We start from the raw sequence: 14,247 nt of genomic DNA, 5'->3' as shown, positions 1-14,247 counted from the left end.
GCCGCGCGATGTACAAGGCCCACTTCACTGGAGAAACGTGTGAAGTCGGCGGCGCGTTCGGTGCCTGCAATAAACAACGCTGGCCTGAGCGGTGGCTCGAAACTCAGGTCAGCGCCGTCATCACGCCGCGTTGGTATGAAGGCCGTGTGCGCAAGCGCTGATACCACGCGTGCAAATGCGGCAGCGCAGGCCGCTCGATCGGCATTTCGAACCATGCATAGATGAAACTGCCCAGCGGAATATCACCCATCGCAAAACGCTCGCCGGACAGATACGGCTGCTGCGCCAATGCCGCATCGGCGCGTGCCAGCAGCTCGCCCGAGTGCGCCAGCGCCGCGGCGATACGTACGGCATCGCGCTCGGCCTCGGGTGTGCGCAGCACGCCCCAGAACAGGTCGCGGAACACGTTGGCAAAGGTCGAGGTGGTCCAGTCCATCCAGCGATCGCCCACTGCGCGCTCGGCCGGCGATGACGGATACAACGCCGGTGCGTACTGCGCGGCGAGATACCGCACGATCGCATTGGATTCCCACACCACCACCGCGCCATCCTGCAAGGTCGGTACCACGCCGTTCGGATTCAGCGCGCGATAGGCCGGCGTGTCATTGCCGCCGAAGGCGCCGCCCACCTCGATCGACGTATAGGCCACACCGGCTTCTTCGGCACACCACAACACCTTGCGCACATTGCTGGAATTGCGACGCCCCCAGAGCGTGATCGTCGGCTGTGCGGATGCCATCGCGTCGTGCGTCATCGTCATTTTCCGGAGGCAGGTTTGGCTGTTGCGCGCGCTGCACGCTTGAGGCGGGCTTGTGGTTCCGGTGCAACGGCAGGCACGGCAGTTTTCGCACGGTTGTCGCTGCCCTTGGGCGTATCGCGTACCCACAAGGCCTGCTCGTCCAGCTTGAGCTCGAACAGGCCGATCGCGCGCACCAGATCGCTGAGTTTGCGATAGCCGTAATTGCGTGGATCGAACGAAGCCTGGTTAGCCACCTGCTTGCCCACCGCACTCAACAACGCCCAACCATCGTCCTCGCATGCGCTGACGATGGCGTTGCGCAGCATCTGCACCAGGCGTGTATCGCTGCGCAACGCGGTGGCATCCTTGCGCCCGGCAGCGGTATCGCGGGCCGCGGCGGCTTGCTCGCCCAGCGCTTCCACATAGGTGAATTTGGAGCAGGCATTGACGAACGGCGCCGGGGTTTTCTTCTCGCCAAAGCCATAGACCTTCATGCCATCGGTGAGCAGGCGCATCACCAGCGGGGTGAAATCCGCATCGCTGGAGACGATCGCAAACCCATCCAGATTGCGCGCGTACAGCAGGTCCATCGCATCGATCACCATCGCCATATCCGAGGCGTTCTTGCCGGAGCTATAGGCAAACTGCTGGATCGGCCGAATCGCATAATCGTGCAAGGCCGCTTCCCAGCCTTTCAGGTGCGGGCTCTTCCAGTTGCCGTAGGCGCGGCGCACGTTGGCCACGCCATAACGCGCCACTTCCGCCAGCACCACATCGATCTTGCCGGCCGGCGCATTGTCGGCATCGATCAACAAGGCGATCCGTTTGTCGGGATTGTCGGTCATGCGCGTTCCTCCAAAGACGTGCCCGCGTCGGTTTGCATCTCCGATTCGGTTTCTATTTCCGATTCGGTTTCTATCTCTGATTCGGTTTCGGTTTCGGTTTCGGTTTCGAGCTCGCTATCGTCAGCGGCCGGCAGCGCGAAGTGCCTGCCATCGCGCATGATGAGTTCTCCGTCGGTCAGAATCTCCTGCTCGGAGTCGGCACTGACCCAGGTGGCCTGCACGCGGCCGGCGCCGCGATCGCCTTCCACATTGAACACAAACTCCTCGCTTCCCTGCGCCAGACTCGTGCGGTACAGATCGACCCGCATCGTGTGGATCTGGCCGATATGTTCCTGCACCACAGCGTCGGCTTGCAGTGCAGTACGCGCCTGATCGGTAAATAGCGACCAGCCGATGCCGAGCAGCCACACGCTCGCTGCCAGGACCACGATCCCGAACAGCGTTGCGCAAGCCAGCACGCCGATCAGCCCGATCGCCACGCTGCTGAGCTTTTTCCTGGCCGCGGGCGCGGGCGGGGCAGCCGACGTTGCAGTAGGCATGGCGGCTGGCGACAGCGGCGGCAGGGGCGGTGGCAATGAGGACATGCGATGGCCGTCAGAAGTGGATGCGACATGATGCCGCAGCCACGCGGCGCCAACGCGTCATGTTCATTGGGAATTTGGCATTCTGTCGTGCCCGCGTTGCCTTCCATCGGACCTACGATGACCTCATCTCCCTCCCCCGCTCCCTTGCATCTGGTTGTGGTCGGCGGCGGTTTCGCCGGCTTGTGGGCGACCCGCGCGCTCGATGACCCCGCCATCCGCATCACCTTGATCGACCGGCAAAACCACCATCTGTTCCAACCGTTGCTGTACCAGGTCGCCACCGCCGGGCTGTCGGCACCGGATATTGCCGCACCGCTGCGCCATATCCTGCGCGAGCAGCGCAATGTGGAAGTGCTGCTTGGCGATGTGGCCGAAATCGCGCCAACCCGTCGCGAAGTGGTACTGACCGATGGCAAGACGCTCGGCTACGACATGCTGCTGCTGGCCACCGGCGCCACCCATGCCTACTTCGGCAACGACCAGTGGGCCGAACATGCGCCCGGCTTGAAGACCCTCTACGACGCGCTGGTGCTGCGCCGCAAGCTGCTGCTGGCCTTCGAACGCGCCGAGGCCGAATCCGACCCAGCCGCGCGTGCGGCCTGGCTGAGCTTTGCGGTAGTCGGCGGCGGCCCCACCGGTGTCGAGCTGGCCGGCACCCTGGCCGAGATCGCCCGCCACACGCTCAAGAACGAATTCCGCCACATCGACCCGCGCCAGGCGCGCGTGCGCCTGGTCGAAGCCGGCCCGCGCGTGTTGCCGTCGTTCCCGGACGATCTCACCGACAAGGCGCGCAAGCAGCTGGAGCGGCTTGGCGTGGAAGTCCACACCGGCACGCCGGTGACCCATATCGATGCGCTGGGTTACCAGCTTGGCGACAGCTTCGTCCCCGCGCGCACCGTTGTGTGGGCCGCCGGCGTGGCCGCCTCGCCGCTGGCGCGCACGCTGGGCGTGCCGCTGGATCGCGCCGGCCGCGTGCTGGTGGCGCCGGACCTGAGCGTGCCCGGCCATCCTGAGATCTTCGTCGGCGGCGATCTGGCGTCGGTGCAGCAGAACGGTCGCCCGGTGCCGGGCGTGGCGCCGGCAGCCAAGCAGATGGGCAAACACATCGCCAAGGCGATCCGTGCGCGCCAGCGCGGTCAGACGGCGGCCGCGTTCCGGTATCAGGACTTCGGCAACCTGGCCACCATCGGCCGCATGGCCGCCATCGTGCACGTGGGCAAGCTCAAGCTGTCCGGCATCGTGGCGTGGTGGTTCTGGCTGGCCGCGCACGTCTACTTCCTGATCGGCTTCCGCAACCGCTTCGTGGTGTTGGTGAACTGGGCGATGGCGTACTGGAGCTACCAGCGCGCCGCACGCATCATCTTCGGTGGCGCAACCGACGACCCGCCGCCCAACACCAAGGACGGATGACAGCGCCACCGGCCGTGCGCGATGCTGTGCGGCCTGATTCGACGGTCTACGTGTGGCAACTGTCCTGTTCCTGCTGGATCTGCTCGGCACCTTCGTGTTCGCCCTCAGCGGCGCGACCGTGGCAGTGCGCAACCGCCTGGACCTGTTCGGCGTGCTGGTGCTGTCGTGCGCGGCCGCTGTCTCCGGCGGCATCGTGCGCGACGTGTTGATCGGCGCCACCCCGCCGGCGGCACTGGTCCACCCGCAGTATCTGCTCACCGCCTGCCTGGCCGGCGTCGCCGGGTTTTACTGGCACGCGGCAGTGGAGCGCCTGCGCAACCCGGTGCAGATTTTCGACGCAGCGGGTCTGGCGCTGTTTGCGGTCTACGGCACCAGCAAGGCGCTGGACTACAACCTCAGCCCGCTGAGCGCCACCTTGCTGGGCATGCTCAGCGGCATCGGTGGTGGCATCGCACGCGACCTGCTGGTCGCCCGCACGCCGGTAGTCTTGCAAGCGGAGTTATATGCGGTCGCCGCGCTTGCCGGCGGCGGCCTGGTGGCCGTCGGTCATGTACTCGGCGTGCCGCAAGCCTGGTCGCTGGCAACCGGTGCCGGCGTGTGCTTCGGCCTGCGTTTCATGGCGATCCGTTATGGCTGGCATCTGCCGGTGGCCCGCTTGCCGGAGTAGTCGTCATCGGCCAAAGCGATGATGCCGGCCGCATTGCCTGGACAGTGCGTCAGGTTTCTGGAGTCTGTGGAAACCGCACACCGCCAACGCAAACGGCCCGGATCAACCGGGCCGTTCGTGCAGCATGTACCGCGTGATCGAACCGATCAGGCGACGAACAGCGCCTTCATCTTCTTCAGCGCGTTCGCCTCGATCTGGCGGATACGCTCGGCCGACACGCCGTATTCGTCAGCCAGCTCCTGCAGCGTCACCTTGGATTCCGAATCCAGCCAGCGGCGCTTGACGATGTCGCGCGAGCGCGTATCCAGACCGGCCATGCCTTCGCTCAGCAACTGCAGCTGGTTGTCTTCGCTGTCGTGCCGCTCATAGGCCTGCGAGGGATCTTCTTCGTTGGCCACCAAGTAGCTGACCGGCGACGGCGGACCATGATCGTCATCTTCATCCGACGACGCGTCGAAGCCGATATCGCGGCCGGACAGGCGCGACTCCATCTCCATCACTTCGCGCTCGGAGACGTTCAGGTCCTTGGCGACCGCGGTCACTTCGGAGGCGTTGAGCCAGCCCAGACGGGTCTTGGACTTGCGCAGGTTGAAGAACAGCTTGCGCTGCGCCTTGGTCGTGGCGACCTTGACGATGCGCCAGTTCTTCAAAATGAACTCGTGCATTTCGGCACGGATCCAGTGCACCGCGAAACTGACCAGGCGCACGCCCATCTCCGGGTCGAAACGCTTGACCGCCTTCATCAGGCCGATATTGCCTTCCTGGATCAGGTCGCCCAGCGGCAGGCCGTAGCCGTTGTAACCGCGGGCCACGTGCACCACGAAGCGCAGATGGGAATGGACCAATTCACGCGCTGCGTCCAGATCCAGCTCGTCGCGGAAGCGGCGGGCCAAATTCTGTTCCTCATCGACCGACAGCACCGGAATCTGGTGCACGGCACCGATGTAGGCGTCCAGCGAACCGAGCGCACTGGGAATCGGGAGATTGTTTGCCACAAGGGCAGTCGAGGTAGTCTGGTTCATAGGCACCATCTTAGCAGTCGAACTATTGGACTGCCGGGTACAGAAAGAGTTCCCAGCGTTCCATTTATAGGACGTTCGGGCTTTCAGCCTTGGCGGCGTTCTACCGCACAGCTCCCCGAATTCAAGCCCTACGCTACCACTGCGCCCCTGCCCAGACCGTGACAAACCTGTGGCGAAATGCGCGTGCGCAAGGGTTGTTCAGCCGGCGGCCGACGTTGTATCCAAGGCGTTGCGCGGCGGCAAGGACCAATCGACCGGCTGGATGCCGCGACGCTGCAGGTGCTCGTTGGTCTTGGAGAAATGCTTGCATCCCAGAAAGCCGCGATGCGCCGACAACGGCGAAGGATGCGGCGCCTTGAACACGCGGTGGCGTGCCTGGTCGATGACCTTGCCCTTGGACTGCGCGTAGCTGCCCCAGAGCAGGAACACCAGGCCTTCGCGCTCGCGGTTGAGCGTCTCCACCACATGGTCGGTGAAACCTTCCCAGCCCTTGTTCTGGTGCGCGCCGGCGCGGCCCTGCTCCACCGTCAGTACCGCGTTGAGCAGCAACACCCCCTGGCGCGCCCACGGCATCAGATAGCCGTGATCGGGACGCGGGATGCCGAGGTCGTCCTGGATTTCTTTGTAGATATTGAGCAGCGACGGCGGCACCGGCACGCCGGGCAGGACCGAAAAGCACAGCCCGTGCGCCTGGCCCTCACCGTGGTACGGATCCTGGCCCAGGATCACCACCTTGACCTGATCGAACGGGGTGGCATCGAAGGCGGCAAACATCTGCGGGCCGGGCGGAAACACCCGCGCGCCAGCCGCCTTGCGCTGGCGCAGAAAGGCCGACAGCTCCTGCATCTCCGGGCGCAGCAACCAGTCGCCCACCTTTGCCTTCCACGACGGTTCCAGCTGGATACGCCCTTCCACTTCGGTCATAGGGTGATGGCCTGGTCTTCCAGGCGTGCCAGCCGCAATTGGAACAACACCTTGGTCACCAGCAGGCGCTCTTCGATGGGTTTTTGCACCAGGTCGTTGGCGCCAGCGCGCAGCAGTTCGGACTGGTTGCGCGGATTGGTGTCGCCAGTCATCACCAGCACCGGCAGGCGGCGCTTGCCGTAGGCGAAATCGATGCGGATGCGCTCGACCACATCGCGGCCGTTGAGCTCGCCTTTCAGGGTCACGTCGGTCAGCACCACGTCGATACGGCGCTCGGTGCGGCCCAGCGATTCGGCGGTGAGCAGCGCAAACGCATCCTCGGCGGTGAGCACGTGCACCACTTTCAGGCTCTGGCGCTCGAGCATGCGCTTGGTCGCCTCGGCCACCACGCGGCTGTCTTCGATGTAGAGCACGGTGGCGCCCACCACCGGCTCGGGCTGCACATAACCGCGGATAAAGGTCGCCAGGGCTTCATGGCCCAGCGCCTTGTCGAAATAGTCGGTGACGTACTCGGTAAAACGACGCTCGACCAGATGCTGCTGCGCATCGCCGGACACCACGATCACCGGCACATAGGCCTGGCCGGCCGCTTCGCGCACGCTGCGCGCCAGGGTCAGGCCATCGCCATCGGGCAAGGACAGCGAGGTGGTCACCAGATCCACCGCACCGGACTCCAGCGCAGCGCGCGCTTCGGCAATGCTGGCGCAACCAATCACCTGCACATTGGGCAGGTCGCGCCGGAGCACGTCGGCAATGAGCTTGCGTACCAGCTTCGAACCATCGACGACCATCACACGTGGTGCGTCGCTGATCAGGTGTTTGAGATCTGGTGGATGCATGGCAGGCCTCAGGTCTCGGTGGGACGGGTCTGACGAAGGAAATGGCCGGTCACCAGCCAGGCGCCCAGCCAACCCAGCACCAGGGTGCCGATCAGCACCATCACAGAATGCAGCAGATCCAGCCCGTGCAGGGTAAAGGAACTGCCGTAGCTATCGGCCAATGTGGCCAATGGCGCGCGCAATGCCAAGCCCGAGGCAGCGATGAGAGCGAGCGCAACAGCGCCGGCGCCCAGCCCGTACCACGCACCCAGATACAGGAACGGGCGACGGATGAAGCCATCGCTGGCACCGAGCAATTGCAGCACGCCGATCTCTTCGCGCCGCGACTGAATGTCCAGCCGCACCGTGTTGCCGACCACCAGCACCGCGCCGATGCCAAGCAGCGCCGACAGCACCTGCACCAGGCGTTCGCCGAAGTGCAGCCAGCCATCCAGACGCTTGCGCCACAACGCGTCGTGCTGCACCTGGTCGGTCTGCGGCAAGGCCTGCAATGCGCCGGCCAGCTGCGCATCGTCGGCCGCATCGGTGGGGGTGACGATCAACAGCGTGGGCAGCGGATTCTCGCCCAGGGCATCGGCGGCTTCGTCGAGTTTTGCGCTCTCGCGCAACGCGGCCAACCCCTGCTCGGGCGTGCGCAGCGTCACCTGCGCCACGTCGGTGCGCGCACGCAACTCGCCGGCAAGCGCTTGCGCGGCATCGGCGGCGACATCGACCTTGAGGAACAGATTGATTTCGCGCGACTGCTGCACGCTGCCGGCCAGCAGCTTGACGTTGTCCAGCGCGATCGACAGCCCCAGCGGCAGCGCCAGCGCCAAGGCCATCACCACGATGGTCAGCAACGTTGCCCATGGCTTGCGCATCGCGCGGCCCAGGCTGAAGGCGATGCTGTGCAGGTGGTGGTCGATCCACACGCCGAAACGCGATGGCGCCACGGCTTCGGTATTGGCGAGCTTGCTCATTCGGCCAGATCCTGCGGCGAGATGTCGTCGACCAGGCGGCCGTGATCCAGGATCAGCACCCGCTTGCGCATCTGCTTGAGCAAGGCAAGGTCGTGGCTGACCACCAGCACGCTGGTGCCGCGCGCGGGCAGTTCGGCAAACAACTGCATGATTTCGGCGGCCAGTGCCGGGTCGAGATTGCCGGTGGGCTCATCGGCCACCAGCAGGCGCGGCTCACCGACGATGGCACGCGCAATCCCCACGCGTTGCTGCTCGCCCGCCGACAGCTGCGACGGCAAGGCTTTTTCGCGATGAGCCAAGCCGATGCGTTCCAATGCAGAGCGCACCCGCTTGCCGATCTCGGCGCGACGGGTGCCGCGCAGGATCAACGGCAATGCCACGTTCTCGGCGATGCTGCGGTCGTTGAGCAGACGATGGTCCTGATAGACCGCGCCTACCTGACGACGATGCAGCGGAATCTGCCGGCCACGCACCTTGAGCAGGTTGCGCTCGCCCAACAGCACGGCGCCCTGGCTGGGACGCTCGCTGAGGTGGATCAATTTGAGCAACGTACTTTTGCCGGCGCCGGAGTGGCCGGTCACGAACAGCATCTCGCCATCGGCCACTTCGAAGCTGACATCGGTCAGCGCCTGGTGGCCCCCGGCGTAGTGCTTGCTGACGTTGTCGAAACGCAGAACGGTCATCCAGCGATTATGCCGGAGCGCCAGCGCTTACGTCGCATCGCCGAAGACCGGCGATGCGATTGATGCCGCCAGTGGTCAGTTGCCCGAGACCAACGAACGCAGACGGCGGCCGATCCTGCTCAGCAGCGACGGGCTGCCGCCCGGCTTGGCGGCGGCACGCACTGGCTTGGCGACCACCTGGGTCGGCTTGCGCGGCGCGGCGGGTGCGGGCACCGGCGTGGATGCGACCGGCTCGGCGCCTTCGACCGGACGGCCGTTGCGACGGCGACGACGCTTGCGCGGTGCGCGCTCGCCCTCGACGTCGATGGTGGACGGTGCAGCCGCTGCGGCGTCAGCAATCACCGGTGGGACCGCTGCAGCTGCTGCAACAACTGGAGCCTCGCCCTCGACGCGCGGCTTGCGACGCGGACGCGGCTTGCTATCGGCACTGCCACCGTCGCGACGGCTGCCGCCACTGCCACTGCGCGAGGCGCCGCCCGGACCGCTGCGACCGCCGCCGCGGCGCTGTTCTTCGGCCGCACGCTGCTCGCGCGCCTCCCGGAAAATGGTGCCCACGCTGTCGCCAGCGTCTTCATCGACCTCTTCGCCTTCCACCGCCACGCGCGCCGCACGCGGCAACGGTGTCAGCAGCTCGGTGGTCACCGGCTCGACCGGGATCTTCTGATCGATGTAAGCCTCGATGTCCGGCAGGCTCATCGCGTAGCGCTCGCAGGCGAAGCTGATCGCATCGCCCTCTTCGCCCAGGCGCGCGGTGCGGCCGATGCGGTGCACGTAATCTTCGGCATCGAACGGCAGGTCGTAGTTGTAGACGTACTTGACCCCATCGATATGCAGGCCACGCGCGGCCACGTCGGTGGCGACCAGGATCTCCAACTGGCCCTTCTGGAAGCGGTTGAGCAGCGACTCGCGCTTCTTCTGCGGCACGTCGCCGGACAACACACCGACGCGATAACCGTGGCGTTCCAGGGTGCGTGCCACGCGCTCGACGAACGCCTTGGTGTTGACGAACACCATGGTGCGCGCACCTTCGCTGCGCGACAGCAGGCCCAGCAGCAGCGTCTGCTTCTCTTCGTCAGACGGGAAGTAGATGCGCTGCCGTACGCGTGCGGCGGTGATGGTTTCGGTCTCCACCACGAGCTTTTCCGGCTCGTTCATGTGCTCGTAGGCCAGCTCCAGCACGCGGTGGCTCAGCGTGGCCGAGAACAGCAGCGTCTGGCGGGTGCCGCGCTCGGGCATGCGCCGCAGCAGGAAGCGGATGTCCTTGATGAAGCCCAGGTCGAACATGCGGTCGGCTTCGTCCAGCACGCAGATCTCGCAGGCATGCAGCGAGACCACCTTGTGCTGCTTGACGTAGTCGATCAGCCGGCCCGGGGTGGCGATGATCACGTCCACACCCTGCTGCAGCAGCTCGCGCTGCTTGTCGTAGTCCACCCCGCCGTAGACCAGCGCAAAGCGCAGGCCCAGGTCGGCGCCGAACTTGACCGCGTCCTTGTGGATCTGGATCGCCAGCTCGCGGGTGGGCGCCAGGATCAGCGCGCGCGGGTCTTCCGGCTTGCGGTCGGCCAGCGCCGGGCGGATCAGCAGGCGGTTCATCACCGTCACCAAAAACGCCAACGTCTTGCCGGTGCCGGTCTGGGCCTGGCCGGCGACATCGCCGCCCGGCAGCGCGACCGGCAAGGTCAATGCCTGGATCGGGGTACAGCGGGTAAACCCGGCGCTCTCCAGCCCGGCAACCAACGCCGGCTGTAGGTCGAACGAGGAAAAAGTCAAATCGGTCAGCGGTTTGTCGCTCATTATTCCGTCTTCGTGAGGCGCCCTGGGCAGCCCGGGCGCGGCTTGCATCGATGCCGACAGCGTCGCAAACTGCGGCTCTTGTGGCGGACAGCGCGGCTTCAGGACTGACACTTGATTCAGTCGCGCAATGCCCCAGTTTAACGCAATGTGGCGGCCTGCCCGATCCGGGTGGGCCGTTTGGTTTCCAGGAGACCCAACGTGAGCGACAAGGTTCAACATGTCGGCGATGCCGACTTCGATACAGCAGTACTGCAATCCGGCGAACCGGTCCTGGTGGATTTCTGGGCCGAATGGTGTGGCCCGTGCAAGATGATCGCACCGGTGCTGGACGATCTGGCCGATACATACCAGGGCAGGCTCAAGGTTGCCAAGGTCAATGTGGACCAGAACCGCGCCCTGGCCATCAAATACCACGTGCGCTCGATCCCGATGCTGTTGCTGTTCAAGGACGGGCAAGTGCAGGCGAGCCAGATCGGGGCGGTCGGCAAGGGCCAGCTGACCCAGATGATCGACAAGACCCTGGGCGGCGCGGCTGCCTGAGTGAACGGGCGTCCAGCGATGGGCGCCCTGCGGTTCGCCGGTAGTTAAACCCTGCCAAGGCGGACGCTTGCGCGGTTGCGCGTCGCGGTGATAGTGTCAGTTGGTCCGGCACACGTTCGTGCGCCGCCGTACCCCTCTAGAAACTTCTTCTAGACTCCCATCTACCAATAGTTCGCCCCCCAGCCGGGCGCTCGCACCTTAGCGAGGAATCACGCACTTGTCCGATCATCCTTCCTCCGATACCGGGAGCAGCGTCGACGCTCCCGTCGAGAAGCGCGTGCGCAAGCCGCGCGTGAGCAAGACCGCCGCCTCCCATGACGATGCCGGCGCACAGCAGTCCAATCTGCCCTTGCCCGCCAGTCCCGCACCCGACGCTCCACGCGCCCCGCAGGCACCGTCGCACGCTGCCAATTCGGCATCGGCGCAGACGTTCGGCGATGGCGCAGGCGCCGGCAGTTCGCCCGGTAACAGCGGTAACAGCCAGGGCGGCGACAGCCACGGCGAGCCCCGCGAAGGCGGCCAGTCGCAGCAGCAGCGCTTCAATCAGGCGCAGCAACAGCAGAACCAGAATCAGGCGCAAAGCCAGGGCCAGCCCCAAGGTCAGGGTCAAGGCCAGCAGCCGGGCCAGGGCCAGAACGCTGGTCAGAACCAGCAAGGCCAGGGTCAGGGGCAGAACCAGCAGGGCAACCGCCGTGACCGGTTCCGCAACCGCCGCGACCGCGGCCCGCGCGATCGGTTCGGCAACGAAAGCGGCGGCATGCCCTCCTCCGATGGCAGCAACGAGCCGTTCATCGCGCGTCCGCATCCGGCCGTGCCGGAAGGCTTTCCGGTGTATTCCCTGAGCGATCTCAAGCGGATGCCGGCGCAGAAGCTGCTGGACATCGCAGATCAGCTCAACATCCAGGAAGGCGTGGCGCGCGCGCGCAAGCAGGACGTGATCTTCGCCCTGCTCAAGGTGCTGACCCGCCATGGCGAAGGCGTTGCCGCCGACGGCGTGCTGGAAATCCTGCCGGACGGCTTCGGTTTCCTGCGTGCCGCCGAAGCCAGCTACCTGGCAGGCCCGGACGATACCTATATCTCGCCCAGCCAGATCCGCCGCTTCAATCTGCGCACCGGCGATCATTTGTCCGGCCGCATCCGCTTCCCCAAGGATGGCGAGCGCTATTTTGCGCTGTCGATCGTGGACACCATCAATGGTGAGCCGCTGGAAGCGAGCAAGAACAAGGTGCTGTTCGAGAATCTGACCCCGCTGTTCCCGCGTCGCCGGTTCCGTCTGGAACGTGGCGATGGGTCCACCGAGGACATCACCGGCCGCATCCTGGATCTGATGGCACCGCAGGGTAAGGGTCAGCGTGCGCTGATCGTCTCCCCGCCGAAAGCCGGTAAGACGATGATGATGCAGCAGGTGGCCACGGCCATCACCAGCAATCATCCCGAAGTGCACATGATCGTGTTGCTGATCGACGAGCGCCCGGAAGAAGTGACCGAAATGCAGCGCACCGTGCGCGGCGAGGTCATCTCCTCCACCTTCGACGAGCCGGCCGCGCGCCACGTGCAGGTCGCCGAGATGGTGATCGAGCGGGCCAAGCGCCTGGTCGAGCATAAGAAGGACGTGGTGATCCTGCTCGACTCGATCACCCGCCTGGCACGTGCCTACAACAACGTGGTGCCCAGCTCCGGCAAGGTGCTCACCGGTGGTGTGGACGCCAACGCCCTGCACCGTCCGAAGCGTTTCTTCGGTGCGGCACGTAACGTGGAAGAAGGCGGCTCGCTGACCATCATTGCCACGGCGCTGGTCGAGACCGGCAGCAAGATGGACGAGGTGATCTACGAAGAGTTCAAGGGCACCGGCAACAGCGAAGTGCATTTGAACCGTCGCATCACCGAAAAGCGCGTCTACCCGGCGATCGACATCAACCGCTCGGGCACGCGTCGCGAAGATCTGTTGATCGAGCCGGAGCTGCTGCAGAAGATCTGGATCCTGCGCAAGCTGCTGCATCCGATGGACGAGATCGCGGCGATGGAATTCCTGCTGGACAAGATGAAGACCACCAAGTCCAACGACGAGTTCTTCAGTTCGATGAAGCGCTGAGGCCGGTCTGGATTAGCGCGACGAGAAAGCCCCGCACTGCGGGGCTTTTTTGTGGGCGGCGTTCGCGTGAGAAAGCACTTGGTCTTCCAAGCTCGCTCGAACTGGCGCGCGGTCGTTGCCGATCAACTGCCGTGTTGACCGAGAGCTCGACGGCCGTATGTGGTGCAAGCGGCCGTCGGAGGGCTGATCTGAGAGCGGGCCGACTGCGCAACACCCGCCGCGCCGATTCAGAACCGCCAGTCGTCTTAGCCTTCCTGCAGCGGCGTGATCAGGCGTACGCCTTCGCCGCGGACGGAAAACAATCCCGATCCCGGCAGGGCGTCCGGGCTGTCGGTCGTGGCGGCTGCGTCATTCTGCATTCGCCACGACGCGGTCTGACGCGGGCCCGGCAAATACGACTGCCATTTTTTCTGCTTGGCATCCAGGTCCTTCTCGGACGCTGCGATGTCGAACGTCACCGGCACGCGCATCTCCCAGAACGGCGCAGTGCGCTCAGACCCGGCAGTGGCCGCAGTGAAGGTCCAGCTGCGCGCCTTGGCGATGGAGGCGTCGGCAAATTCCTTGCGCCAGCGCGCACGCTTGGACTCGGGAACCAGTGCGGTGAGGTTGACCTGTTCGGCAACCACATCTTCCACCTTGCCATCGCGTCCGATCTTGAGCAGCAGGTAGACCACACCGGTAGCGCCGCCCCTGAAGGCATTGACCGGATAGGGCGGCGGCGCCATACCGTTGGGTTGTGCGCTGACGCCCTGCGGGGTCTGGCCGCCGAAATGCGCGCTGCGGATCGACACCCGATATTGATTGTCATCGCCAGGCTTGGCGACCAGCAGCAAGCTCATCGGCAGCCGCGCCGGCAAGGCATTGCCATCGTCCTTGACCGGATCGAACCGCCACGCGGCCACCGAGTGCTTGATCCGCTCGCGGACAGCTGCAGGCAAACGCTCCTCGTCGACGAGCGCCACTGCGGTCACGGTGCCGTCGGGGGTCAGCGTCAACTCGCCGGTGACATTCATGCTCGCTTCGATCTGCGCACGCGCAGCGTCCGGCTTGGCGTGCGCAACGCCCATCGCTGCCAGCGAAAAAAGGATGCCCAGACCTAACCGTTGCTTCCACTGCATTGTCTTACTCCATTGGTTGATCGCACGTTTT

The 14,247-nt window shown here is 65.2% G+C and carries 14 protein-coding genes; 4 read left to right on the top strand and 10 right to left on the bottom strand.

Going from position 1 to position 14,247, the window contains the following annotated elements; translation table 11 throughout:
* Positions 1–103: 103 nt before the first annotated feature.
* The 3 genes from ASF90_RS06800 to ASF90_RS06790 are packed head-to-tail and all read right to left on the bottom strand — an operon-like array spanning position 104 to position 2,168.
* A complete protein-coding gene (locus ASF90_RS06800) occupies positions 104–754 on the bottom strand; it encodes a glutathione S-transferase (RefSeq protein ID WP_115560237.1) in 651 nt (216 codons plus the stop codon).
* Between the two features lie 2 nt (positions 755–756).
* On the bottom strand, positions 757–1,584 hold the full coding sequence (locus ASF90_RS06795) for an NYN domain-containing protein (RefSeq protein ID WP_055847594.1): 828 nt from the start codon (positions 1,582–1,584) through the stop codon (positions 757–759).
* Positions 1,581–2,168 (bottom strand): hypothetical protein, encoded by a 588-nt coding sequence (locus tag ASF90_RS06790; RefSeq protein WP_055847591.1) that lies wholly within the window; start codon positions 2,166–2,168, stop codon positions 1,581–1,583. Before ASF90_RS06790 ends, ASF90_RS06795 begins: the two co-directional genes overlap by 4 nt.
* A 117-nt stretch (positions 2,169–2,285) precedes the next feature.
* On the opposite strand from ASF90_RS06790, the gene ASF90_RS06785 reads away from it, so the two are divergent.
* Together ASF90_RS06785 and ASF90_RS06780 are read left to right on the top strand one after the other, a co-directional pair.
* Complete coding sequence (locus tag ASF90_RS06785; protein ID WP_055847588.1) at positions 2,286–3,578, top strand: NAD(P)/FAD-dependent oxidoreductase; 1,293 nt, start codon at positions 2,286–2,288, stop codon at positions 3,576–3,578.
* A gap of 52 nt (positions 3,579–3,630) precedes the next feature.
* Entirely contained in the window at positions 3,631–4,245 is a 615-nt protein-coding gene (locus ASF90_RS06780) for a trimeric intracellular cation channel family protein (RefSeq protein ID WP_055847585.1), read from the top strand.
* 146 nt (positions 4,246–4,391) lie between these two features.
* On the opposite strand, the gene rpoH is transcribed toward ASF90_RS06780, so the two are convergent.
* The 6 genes from rpoH to rhlB form a co-directional block, all read right to left on the bottom strand.
* Positions 4,392–5,267, bottom strand: a complete 876-nt coding sequence (gene rpoH / locus ASF90_RS06775) for an RNA polymerase sigma factor RpoH (protein WP_055847581.1) — start codon at positions 5,265–5,267, stop codon at positions 4,392–4,394.
* A gap of 198 nt (positions 5,268–5,465) precedes the next feature.
* Positions 5,466–6,191: a uracil-DNA glycosylase gene (gene ung, locus ASF90_RS06770; protein ID WP_055847577.1), complete on the bottom strand. Its 726-nt coding sequence runs from the start codon at positions 6,189–6,191 to the stop codon at positions 5,466–5,468.
* Positions 6,188–7,030, bottom strand: a complete 843-nt coding sequence (locus ASF90_RS06765) for a response regulator (protein ID WP_055847573.1) — start codon at positions 7,028–7,030, stop codon at positions 6,188–6,190. The genes ung and ASF90_RS06765 overlap by 4 nt, the downstream gene beginning before the upstream one ends.
* 8 nt (positions 7,031–7,038) lie before the next feature.
* Positions 7,039–7,989 (bottom strand): permease-like cell division protein FtsX, encoded by a 951-nt coding sequence (gene ftsX, locus ASF90_RS06760; protein WP_055847570.1) that lies wholly within the window; start codon positions 7,987–7,989, stop codon positions 7,039–7,041.
* Positions 7,986–8,672: a cell division ATP-binding protein FtsE gene (gene ftsE, locus ASF90_RS06755; protein WP_003484499.1), complete on the bottom strand. Its 687-nt coding sequence runs from the start codon at positions 8,670–8,672 to the stop codon at positions 7,986–7,988. The genes ftsX and ftsE overlap by 4 nt, the downstream gene beginning before the upstream one ends.
* 75 nt (positions 8,673–8,747) lie before the next feature.
* Complete coding sequence (rhlB, locus tag ASF90_RS06750) at positions 8,748–10,466, bottom strand: ATP-dependent RNA helicase RhlB (RefSeq protein ID WP_055847567.1); 1,719 nt, start codon at positions 10,464–10,466, stop codon at positions 8,748–8,750.
* 198 nt (positions 10,467–10,664) lie between these two features.
* On the opposite strand from rhlB, the gene trxA reads away from it, so the two are divergent.
* Positions 10,665–11,006, top strand: a complete 342-nt coding sequence (trxA, locus tag ASF90_RS06745) for a thioredoxin TrxA (RefSeq protein WP_046964286.1) — start codon at positions 10,665–10,667, stop codon at positions 11,004–11,006.
* 217 nt (positions 11,007–11,223) lie between these two features.
* Positions 11,224–13,098 (top strand): transcription termination factor Rho, encoded by a 1,875-nt coding sequence (rho, locus tag ASF90_RS06740; RefSeq protein WP_055847564.1) that lies wholly within the window; start codon positions 11,224–11,226, stop codon positions 13,096–13,098.
* A 245-nt stretch (positions 13,099–13,343) separates the two neighbouring features.
* Here rho and ASF90_RS06735 read toward each other — a convergent pair whose 3' ends face one another.
* Positions 13,344–14,216 (bottom strand): hypothetical protein, encoded by an 873-nt coding sequence (locus ASF90_RS06735; protein ID WP_055847561.1) that lies wholly within the window; start codon positions 14,214–14,216, stop codon positions 13,344–13,346.
* Between the last annotated feature and the right edge of the window lie 31 nt (positions 14,217–14,247).

Source organism: Xanthomonas sp. Leaf148, from assembly GCF_001423585.1.
Classification (GTDB): domain Bacteria; phylum Pseudomonadota; class Gammaproteobacteria; order Xanthomonadales; family Xanthomonadaceae; genus Xanthomonas.
This window is presented reverse-complemented; position numbering and strand designations above follow the sequence as displayed.

Bases quoted from the DNA above. Each gene is read 5' to 3' on its own strand.
- ASF90_RS06795 (WP_055847594.1), bottom strand. From the start codon at position 1,584: ATGACCGACAATCCCGACAAACGGATCGCCTTGTTGATCGATGCCGAC.
- ASF90_RS06735 (WP_055847561.1), bottom strand. From the start codon at position 14,216: ATGCAGTGGAAGCAACGGTTAGGTCTGGGCATCCTTTTTTCGCTGGCA.
- ASF90_RS06785 (WP_055847588.1), top strand. From the start codon at position 2,286: ATGACCTCATCTCCCTCCCCCGCTCCCTTGCATCTGGTTGTGGTCGGC.
- ung (WP_055847577.1), bottom strand. From the start codon at position 6,191: ATGACCGAAGTGGAAGGGCGTATCCAGCTGGAACCGTCGTGGAAGGCA.
- rpoH (WP_055847581.1), bottom strand. From the start codon at position 5,267: ATGAACCAGACTACCTCGACTGCCCTTGTGGCAAACAATCTCCCGATT.
- ftsX (WP_055847570.1), bottom strand. From the start codon at position 7,989: ATGAGCAAGCTCGCCAATACCGAAGCCGTGGCGCCATCGCGTTTCGGC.
- rhlB (WP_055847567.1), bottom strand. From the start codon at position 10,466: ATGAGCGACAAACCGCTGACCGATTTGACTTTTTCCTCGTTCGACCTA.
- ftsE (WP_003484499.1), bottom strand. From the start codon at position 8,672: ATGACCGTTCTGCGTTTCGACAACGTCAGCAAGCACTACGCCGGGGGC.
- ASF90_RS06765 (WP_055847573.1), bottom strand. From the start codon at position 7,030: ATGCATCCACCAGATCTCAAACACCTGATCAGCGACGCACCACGTGTG.
- ASF90_RS06790 (WP_055847591.1), bottom strand. From the start codon at position 2,168: ATGTCCTCATTGCCACCGCCCCTGCCGCCGCTGTCGCCAGCCGCCATG.
- ASF90_RS06800 (WP_115560237.1), bottom strand. From the start codon at position 754: ATGACGCACGACGCGATGGCATCCGCACAGCCGACGATCACGCTCTGG.